The sequence below is a fragment of the uncultured Veillonella sp. genome (assembly GCF_915069625.1).
GTDB lineage: Bacteria > Bacillota > Negativicutes > Veillonellales > Veillonellaceae > Veillonella.
In genome coordinates this window covers 1-9587 of record NZ_CAJZFD010000071.1, presented here as the reverse complement: position 1 = coordinate 9587, position 9587 = coordinate 1, and the positions used below count along the sequence as shown (strand labels likewise).

At 35.3% G+C, this 9587-nt stretch carries 9 protein-coding genes and 1 riboswitch; of the genes, 7 read left to right on the top strand and 2 right to left on the bottom strand.

Annotation, left to right across the window (positions count from 1 at the left end; translation table 11 throughout):
- The 4 genes from QZ548_RS05130 to dapA form a co-directional block, all read left to right on the top strand.
- Positions 1-1194: DNA repair protein RecN (locus QZ548_RS05130; RefSeq protein WP_295868857.1), on the top strand; the 1194-nt coding region annotated here is incomplete at its 5' end.
- Positions 1195-1235: 41 nt separating this feature from the next.
- A riboswitch (Lysine riboswitch) is annotated at positions 1236-1407 on the top strand.
- A gap of 74 nt (positions 1408-1481) precedes the next feature.
- Positions 1482-2279: a 4-hydroxy-tetrahydrodipicolinate reductase gene (dapB, locus tag QZ548_RS05125; RefSeq protein ID WP_295868854.1), complete on the top strand. Its 798-nt coding sequence runs from the start codon at positions 1482-1484 to the stop codon at positions 2277-2279.
- Between the two features lie 23 nt (positions 2280-2302).
- Positions 2303-3334: an aspartate-semialdehyde dehydrogenase gene (locus QZ548_RS05120; RefSeq protein WP_295868851.1), complete on the top strand. Its 1032-nt coding sequence runs from the start codon at positions 2303-2305 to the stop codon at positions 3332-3334.
- A gap of 21 nt (positions 3335-3355) precedes the next feature.
- Positions 3356-4243, top strand: coding sequence for a 4-hydroxy-tetrahydrodipicolinate synthase (gene dapA / locus QZ548_RS05115; RefSeq protein ID WP_295868848.1), 888 nt, complete (start codon positions 3356-3358; stop codon positions 4241-4243).
- 137 nt (positions 4244-4380) lie between these two features.
- Here the strand turns inward: dapA and lexA are convergent, their stop codons facing one another.
- The gene (gene lexA / locus QZ548_RS05110) at positions 4381-5052 is read right to left on the bottom strand and encodes a transcriptional repressor LexA (protein WP_295868846.1); all 672 of its coding nucleotides are present in this window, start codon (positions 5050-5052) and stop codon (positions 4381-4383) included.
- Between the two features lie 242 nt (positions 5053-5294).
- Here lexA and QZ548_RS05105 point away from each other — a divergent pair, with 242 nt between their 5' ends.
- Entirely contained in the window at positions 5295-5603 is a 309-nt protein-coding gene (locus QZ548_RS05105; RefSeq protein WP_295868843.1) for a LysM domain-containing protein, read from the top strand.
- Between the two features lie 122 nt (positions 5604-5725).
- Here the strand turns inward: QZ548_RS05105 and QZ548_RS05100 are convergent, their stop codons facing one another.
- Positions 5726-6736 carry a site-specific integrase gene (locus QZ548_RS05100; protein ID WP_295825345.1) on the bottom strand — a complete coding sequence of 337 codons (1011 nt, stop codon included), beginning with the start codon at positions 6734-6736 and terminating at the stop codon, positions 5726-5728.
- Positions 6737-6843: 107 nt separating this feature from the next.
- Here QZ548_RS05100 and QZ548_RS05095 point away from each other — a divergent pair, with 107 nt between their 5' ends.
- Positions 6844-8187, top strand: a complete 1344-nt coding sequence (locus QZ548_RS05095; RefSeq protein ID WP_295868840.1) for a VanW family protein — start codon at positions 6844-6846, stop codon at positions 8185-8187.
- A 195-nt stretch (positions 8188-8382) separates the two neighbouring features.
- Positions 8383-9000, top strand: a complete 618-nt coding sequence (locus QZ548_RS05090; RefSeq protein WP_295868837.1) for a phosphatase PAP2 family protein — start codon at positions 8383-8385, stop codon at positions 8998-9000.
- Positions 9001-9587 lie beyond the last annotated feature (587 nt).

Here is a 9587-nt window from a genome sequence, read left to right as displayed (position 1 = left end):
TACAAGAGCTATTTAGATGCTTATAAAGTATATAAACAAGCCAAACAAGATGTAGATCATTTACAAGAAAATATGTCTGAACGAGCGCGAGAGCTCGATATGCTACGATACCAAATCGATGAGATTGAAGAAGCAGGACTTACAATCGGTGAAGATGTTTCTATTGCAGAGGAATTAAAACGACTCGATAGTTTTGAACATATTGATAAGGTTTTAGGTTCTTGTTATGATGCCTTTTATAATGGTCGCCAACCATTACTAGACACGATCAACTCTATTAAGGTAGAAGTTAATGACCTTGTAAAATATGATGGTGAACTGAAAGAAGTATCTGAAATGGTTGATTCTGCTTATTTCCAACTGGAAGAGGCGGCTCAATCGTTAGATCGTTATAGAGATACTATTAGCTATGACGAAGAACGCTATAAGTATTGCCAAGATAGAGATACAACTATTTACGGCTTAAAGAAAAAATATGGTGAAACTGTAGAAGAAATTCTGGCATACGAAGAAAAGGCACAAGCTCGTTTAGAGGAACTAGAAGGCCTTGTATTTGCACAAGACGAATTAGAAGCTCGTCTTGAAGAGGCGAAAAAGGTCGCAGAAGAATCTTTAACAGTTTTACGTGACATACGTCTAAAAAATGCAAAAGTCATTGCTAACGCTCTACATCAGGAATTAGTAGACCTAGGCATGCCAAAAGGAGAGATTCAATTCCATATAGAGGATGGGGACGGCTTATCAGCTTTAGGTGCAAAATCTATTGAACTACTATTCTCTGCCAATAAGGGGGAACAATTGTTACCACTTCACAAAGTAGCATCTGGTGGCGAATTAGCTCGCATTGCATTAGCCTTCAAATCTGTCTTCCGTAGTGATACGTTCAAGACAATGGTATTTGATGAAATTGATGTTGGTATTAGTGGAGATATAGCTTTAAAGGTTGCTGAAAAGATCCTACATCTCTCTAAGACTAATCAAGTATTCTGTATTACTCATTTACCTCAAACAGCAAGTATTGCAAAGCAACATTACCATTTGGCTAAAATTGAGCAAGATGATCGTACTGTTTCAACATTGTCGGTACTTAATGAAGCGGAACGAGTTACACAAATTGCTTCTATGATGTCTGGTCGAGGCATGTCTTCCACTGCATTGGCAGCAGCTAAAGAACTAATTGACCATTTTAATTGACTAAAATCGCATAATTACTTATACTAATAGTATTAAGTGAATATGTTGATAGAGGTGCGAGTATAAAGAGTAATCATGAGGAGCCGGCATGCATTGATCCATGATAAAAGGGATGCTTGCCGAAGTTCGGTGATTGCGACTCATCGTTCTGGTTGTCTATTTAATAGATAGACGACTGTCATCAATTTGAATTGGTGGAGTGCTATCATTGAGCTTTTAGTAACAGTTATAAGCTATATAAACTATAAGGCCAGTGGATGCATCCACTGGCTTTTTTGGAGGTATATATGATTCGAGTAATGGTAAATGGCGCTGGCGGTAAAATGGGCCGCGAAGTAGTCAAAGCAGTACATAATGATCCTGAATTAACATTAGTAGGTGGTATCGATCCTACTAAGGCAGGTCAAGATGTAGGCTCCGTAGCGGGCATCGAACAATTAGGTATTACAATGAATGCCTCCATCGATGAGGTACTTGATACAAATAAACCTGATGTTATTGTAGATTTTACAAATCCTGCTGTCATCTATGAAAATGCTGAAAAGATGTTATCCGCAGGCATTCATGTAGTTATTGGTACTACTGGTTTAACAGCGGAACAACGCGACGAATTAGATGCTATTGGTCGTAAGAATAATGCCAATTGCCTTGTAGCACCTAATTTCTCTCTTGGTGCAGTTATGATGATGAAGGTTTCTGCTGAATTGGCTCCATATTTCCCTAATGTAGAAATTATTGAGCTTCATCATAACCATAAATATGATGCTCCATCCGGTACATCTATTTTAACAGCTAAATTAATTAACGAAGCTAAACAAGCTGCTAATGCAACTGCAGCAGAAGATTTAACTCGTGAAAGTTTACCAGGTGCTCGTGGCGCTAAGGTTGATGACGTAACCATTCACAGCGTTCGTTTACCTGGTTACGTAGCTCACCAAGAAGTACTATTTGGTGGCTATGATGAAACATTAACAATTCGTCACGATAGTTTAAGCCGTCTTTCCTTTATGCCAGGCGTAGTATTAGCATGTAAAAAAATTAGTACTAAAGCTGGTCTAACATACGGCTTAGAGCATTATTTATAATATAAGAGCAAGGAGATATAGTAATGAAAAAACCTAATGTTGCAATTCTTGGTGCTACTGGTGCAGTAGGTGCTGAATTTATTACACTTATTGAAGAGCGTAATTTCCCATATGAAAATCTAAAGTTGTTAGCATCTGCTCGTTCTGCAGGTACTGAACTTACCGTTAATGGTAAAACATATGTAGTAGAGGAAGCTAAACCTGAATCTTTTGAAAATATTGATATCGCTCTATTTGCAGGTGGTTCTATTTCTAAAACATTAGCACCAGAAGCAGCTAAAAGAGGCGCTATCGTTATTGATAACTCTAGTGCATTCCGTATGGATCCTGAAGTACCTCTCGTAGTACCAGAAGTAAATCCGGAGGATATTCTAAAACATAAAGGTATCATTGCTAATCCTAACTGCTCCACTATTATTATGAGCTTAGGTTTGAAACCACTTCATGATCTTTCTCCAATTAAACGCATTGTAGTAAGTACATATCAAGCAGTATCTGGTGCAGGTAAAGAAGGTATTGAAGAACTTGAAAATCAAGTAAAACAATATACAGCCGGCGAAGAAATGACTGCAAACTTATTACCAACAGGTTCTGCACCTAAACATTATCCTGTAGCATTTAACCTTTTACCACAAATTGATGTGTTCTTGGACAATGATTACACAAAAGAAGAAATGAAAATGGTTCATGAAACACAAAAAATTCTTCACGACGACACAATTCAAGTTGTACCAACTACTGTACGTGTTCCAGTGTATCGTTCCCACTCTGAATCTGTTTTAGTAGAAACAGCAGAACCAGTTTCTGTAGAAGCTTTCAAAGCAGCATGTGAGAAATTCCCTGGTTTACAAGTAAAAGATAATCCTGCAGAACAAATTTACCCAATGCCATTATATACATCTAATCAAAACGACTGTGAAATCGGCCGTATTCGTAAAGACTTATATAACGACAAAGGTATGAATTTCTGGATTGTAGGGGACCAAATTCGTAAAGGTGCAGCACTTAATGCGTTGCAAATTGCTGAGTACTTGGTAGAAAAACAAGCATTTTAATCTATCAAGGGGAGGACAGATATGAAAACCTTTGGTCGAGTATTAACGGCTATGATTACATCATTTAATAATGATGGATCCTTAAACATAGAAAATAGTGTAGCTATCGCTAATCATTTGTTAGATAATGGCTCTGATGGCCTCGTTGTATGTGGTACAACAGGGGAAAATCCATCCATGTCTAAAGAGGATAAATTAGCATTATTTACAGCTATTGCTAAAGAATGTGGTCATAAAGGTTCTATTATTGCTAACGTTGGTTCAAATGACACAAAATCTTCTGTAGAATTTGTGAAAGAAGTTTCTAAAATTGATGGAATCGATGGTTTATTGGTTGTAGTACCTTACTACAATAAGCCAAATCAACAAGGCCAATACTTACACTTTAAAGCTATTGCAGAGGCTACTACGCTTCCAATCATGGTATATAATGTACCAAGCCGTGTTGGAACAGGAATTTTTCCTACAACATTAGCACAATTACATAGTGAATATCCACATGTATGTGCTATTAAGGAAGCTAGTGGCAATCTTATGATTGCATCTGAAATCAAACGCTTAATGCCAGGAGAAGACTTTATGGTATACAGTGGGGATGATGGACTTACATTACCAATGTTATCAGTAGGTGCTTGTGGTGTAGTATCCGTAGTGTCCCATGTGGCTGGCAAAGATATGAATACTATGATTCAAGCTTATGAATCAGGTCATAATCACGAAGCACTTCGTATTCATCAAAGCTTAGCAGATATCATTAAAGCGATGTTTATCACTACAAACCCAATTCCTGTTAAATATGCAGCTCGTAAAATTGGTTTACCTGCGGGTGTATTTAATTTACCGATGTGTGATCCTAGTGCTGAAGAAGCAGCATATATTGATAAAGCTTTAGCTGAATATGTAAAATAAAATATAGAGATACTAAAAACAGTAGCTATCATATGTAGCTACTGTTTTTTTATCTGTATAAGAGAGTTAATACTAAAACATCATGTAGAAATAAAGCAAAATAAAACGGCTACAATATAATATGTAGCCGTTCTTTATTAAATTCTATCGCGTACAAGACCGATTACAAGCCCTTCAATATGACAATCATCCACAATAATAGGATCAAAATCATCATTTTCAGGTTGTAAACGAATATGTCCATTTTCTTTATAAAAACGTTTTACAGTAGCTTCATCATCAATACGAGCTACAACAACATCACCATTATTAGCAGTATTTTGATGGCGTACAATAAGCATATCGCCTTCATACATACCGATATTCATCATAGATTCGCCTTGAACGCGAAGTAAAAAGCAATCAGAATCCCCAGTCAATTGAACAGGCAATGTAAGGGTAGCCTCTAAATTTTCAACTGCAGTAATAGGCATACCAGCTTGAACAGTACCAATGAGAGGTACTTGTTTTAGACCGGCACCTAAAAATTCAAAGTTATCAGAGCTTGAAGTTTCATTACCAGCTACAGAAATAGAAGGTTTTGTATCCTCTAAAACAGTAATAGCACGGTTTTTATTAGGATCTCGTTTAATATAACCAAACTTTTCAAGAGCATTCAAATGAGATTGTACAGTAGATGTAGAACTAAGCCCTACATGTGTACAGATTTCACGAACAGTAGGACAACGATATTCATTATGTAGTGAATCTTTAATAAAATCTAATATACGGCGCTGTTTAGTATTAATATCTGTAGCAGGGCGTCTCACGATGAACCTCCAAAGTCAATGTAATGTCAATATTTATATGCGTAAAAAATAACACATGTCATGCTATATAATGAAAAAGTAAGATAATTACTAACTTACATACTTATTATAGGCAATTTTAAAAGTTTTTGCAAACATTTGTTCTAAAACTCTTGACCGAACATTCGTTCGTGTGCTATTATATGCATGTAAACAAACAAATGTTCTCAGATATTATGTTCGATGTAAATGTGAGGTATGAGATGAAAAATATATTAATGATGCTAGGAATGTGCTTAACAGTATTATTTGGTTATAATATGACAAACCCTGTAACAGATGCAAATACACATGCAGTACGCGAAGTAAAGGTACAAGCAGGCGATACAATGTGGGATATTGCAGCTCGCACAGCTCATAAAGATATGGATGTTCGTGAAATGGTATATGCCATGAAAGAACTTAATAACATCAGTGATTCTGGTACACTTGTACCTGGTACAGTTTTAAAGGTACCAGCACATAAAACTGATAGTCCAGTTAGAGCTTTGGACTATGTGGCTCAAAACTAAATATATATGGGTGTAACCCACACGAAAAAGCAGCTACTCAATAGAGATAGCTGCTTTTTGTTGTTTCATGTATGTTATTAACCGATTTATAGTTATTATCTAAATCAAGTGATTAATAGTTGTTATCTAAATCGCTTTTCAAAGATTGTTGAAATAGGATTGTCTACAAACTTGTTCGCTTCATTAATATAACGACGAACCATATTTACGCTATGGTGGCGTGTTTGTCTCATAATATTACGTTCTTCCACACCATAAGCTGCGGCAGTCGTTGCAAAGCCATGACGCAAGCTATGGGCTCCATACATGGCAGGATCAAGACCGATAAGAGAAATATATTTCTTTACGATTTCGGCAATCATCTTATCTGATATAGCTGTTTTACGTAACGACATATTTTTAGTAAAACCTCTAAATACAGGACCATCTGTTATACCAGATGCACGTAACCATTGCTGTAAGGCGCGAACTGCGTCTAAAGGAGAACCAGATAGATGCGGAATCGCCACTACAGCACCTTGACCTTCTTGGTCAGCTTTAGATGATGGGACAAAAATCTCGACACCTTGTGGAGAGAATTGAAGATGTTCTACTGTAATAGCCGCAATTTCGCTACGCCGAAAAGCACCCATAAATCCGATTAAAAGAATAGCTTTATCACGTAATAGTTGTAATTCAGGTACATCTAGCTTGGTCATACAATCTAAAATATCTTCAATATCCTCTAATAGGACTGGTGTCTTACCTTGTTGGAATGTACCTTTTAAACGTCTAATACCCCGTAACGCTTGTTTTACGATAGGTGCCATACATGGATTATCCCGATGCCCAGACGCATTATAATTCTCAGATATAGCGCTAATACGACGAGAAATCGTATTTGCCTTAGCATAATCAGCAAGATCATTAATATAGTTTACTATGGTTTCTGGTGTAGCCGGAAAATAAGATACCTTTTGATAGGTACACCAATCTACGAAATCGTCCCAATCCGATTCATAAGCATCCACAGTATTTTCAGCCTTAGATAGCAATATACTTTGTTTTGCTTTCATAGACAACTTTGTACTATTCATAAGCGCATCGTTATTGCGCAAATAGAAATGTTTTTGTTGTTCCTTAGACTCTGACATAATTCACCCTTACCCCTAAAAATATCAATATAATTGTACCATAGAATAGGTACTTATATGCTATAATTAGAGAATATAATGACTAATTTGGGAGAGTTTATAATACAATGAGTAAAAAATATATAATATTAGGGACTATGCTTGTCCTGCTGAGTACGAGCGGCTGCTCATACATCCCAACAGAAAATATATCGTATGGCGTATTTTACAATGACACAGATCTATCTAATACACCAAAGGGTGAATTACAAGCTCGAATCCAAGAGCTAAATAGTAAAATACCACAACAGACTATATCCATTTATATGGGGAATAATAAAAAACAACAGGCTACGTATCATGATTTAGGTATTCAAGTAGATACAGAGGCTGTAGTAAAAGCTATTTCTACATATGGGTATGAAGATGATTGGTGGACATTACTTTCACATAGATTTAATGCCTTATATTATGGCCAACATTTTAAACCACAATATAAGCTAGACGAGGTAAAAAGCAAAACTTACCTTACAGAACTTGCCAAATCAATTGATACGCCAGGACATGATGCATATCTAACTATTGAGAATGGTCAAGTTGTATTCCATCCTGCTAAAGAAGGTAAACGCATTGATATTGATGCAACCTTACAAAACCTTAAGGATCAATTACAATCTGGAGAAAGCATCACATCTCTATCTATGGTATTTACCACCAAAAATACTATTAAGGTTACTGATTCTGATTTAAAACCATTAAATACCGTTCTAGCATCCTTTAGTACAGATTTTGATCCAAATAATGAAAGCAGAACACATAATATTCAACTCGCATCTGATAAAATCAATGGTACATTGATTAAACCTGGTGCAGTATTCTCCTTTAACGATGTTGTAGGCGAGCGTACTGCTGAGGCTGGCTATGATGATGCACCGGTAATGATTGATGGCAAATTAGTTCCAGGTATTGGTGGTGGCATTTGCCAAGTTAGTTCTACCATCTTTAATACAGCATTATTATCTGGCATGAATATTGTAGAACGTACACCTCACTTTGAACCTGTTAGATATATTCAAGCTGGTCGTGATGCTACAGTAGCATGGGGCTATTTAGACTTTAAGTTTAGAAATCCATACCAGCAATCCATTTATATCCTCAGTGTGATGAATCATGGTACACTAACCATCTATATTATAGGTACTGCTCAAGACAAGCCTAAAAATGTATCTATTTCAGTTGGTGATCGTAGTGAAATACCAAATAAGACAATTACACGCGTAGATCCGTCTTTAAAAGAAAAAGAAGTACAAGAAGGGCATGTAGGGCTAACAATGAATACGTATAGAACCATAACATATGGTAACTGGGTAACCCAAACTGATTCCTTTGAATCTGTATATGACCCAGTAGATACGATCATAACAATGCCACCTGAAGGTTCAACTAAAAAATCAGATAAAAAGAAACCATAATTAAAGATTTTATTAAATATAGCCTAAACTATTGACCATGAGGTATAAATAGTTTAGGCTATTATTTGGATGTAATTGAGAAACCAATATATACATATTACAATGTATATGGAAATCCAATACAGAATATTGAGGATATAATCTATTCTCAATCATTCTCAATAATTATCATTTAGTTAAATAGAAGAGGAAACTATGGACACAATCTTACAATTTGATCACTCCTTGATCTTCTATGTACATGACCATCTTGTATATAGTTTTTTAACACCAATTATGGCATTTATTTCAAAAATTACTGGCAGCGGTGCCTTATGGATTGTCATTGCCTTATTATTGATGTTACAGAAAAAATATCGTGTATTAGGCATTGCGATAATAATTGCATTAGGATTTGTATTTATCATCGGTGACCAAGGTTTAAAACCACATGTAGCTCGATTAAGACCATTTGTAGATTTTCCTAATGTAACAGTACCATTAGAGTCTGCATTACCAAAAGCAAATAGTTATTCATTCCCGTCAGGCCATAGTTTTGGTTCATTTGCATCTGCCATGACCATTTACCTAGGCTTGAGTCAAATAGCGCCTCAGAAGCGATATTTGGGAATTATAGCATTACTTGGGTCATTAGTAGTAGCATTTTCTAGAGTATATCTATTTGTACATTATCCAACAGATGTATTAACAGGCTTAGTATTGGGCATTATCGTAGGCTTCATTGCATGGAAGCTTGCAAGAATCGGTTGGAACTGGTGGACTAACCGTCATAATGATGTAGAATACGAACCATACACATTTAAACGCAAATAAGCTTAATAAGTAAAAAAACTATATAACATAAGGGATTGGGCCATATAGGCCCAATTTTCTTCATATAATTACTTCCGATAATATATCGTTATCGGAAGTAATTTAAAAACAAATAAAAAACCAGCCTATATATCTACAAGCTAGTTTATTTACATTTCAATCCAAATAAGCCTTTAAATTAATCAATCAACAGATCCTATCGTTTCATATTATGTAATCCAGTCCATTACACAATATTTAACTCAATTTATCTAACCTTATAATTCTAATTTAATTTATGTAACCTAGTTAATCTCACTATATACAACTTAATATATGTAAATGTTTAAACTATGTTTTTTAAGCTTATTAATGATTAACCTTAGGAGTATATACAAATAAACTCTTAAATAATGTTTAGTATCTAATACAACTATCTTTTTATATAACATCATTTAGCTATATATATTTATATAAGTCTAACATAACCTTAATATATACCAAACTAACTAGATGCTTATGATTCCTTATTTTATGTAGGTTTATGGTAAGATTTAAATAGGCTAACATATTTAAAGTGCTTAGGAAAAAAACCTTTTACTCTATAA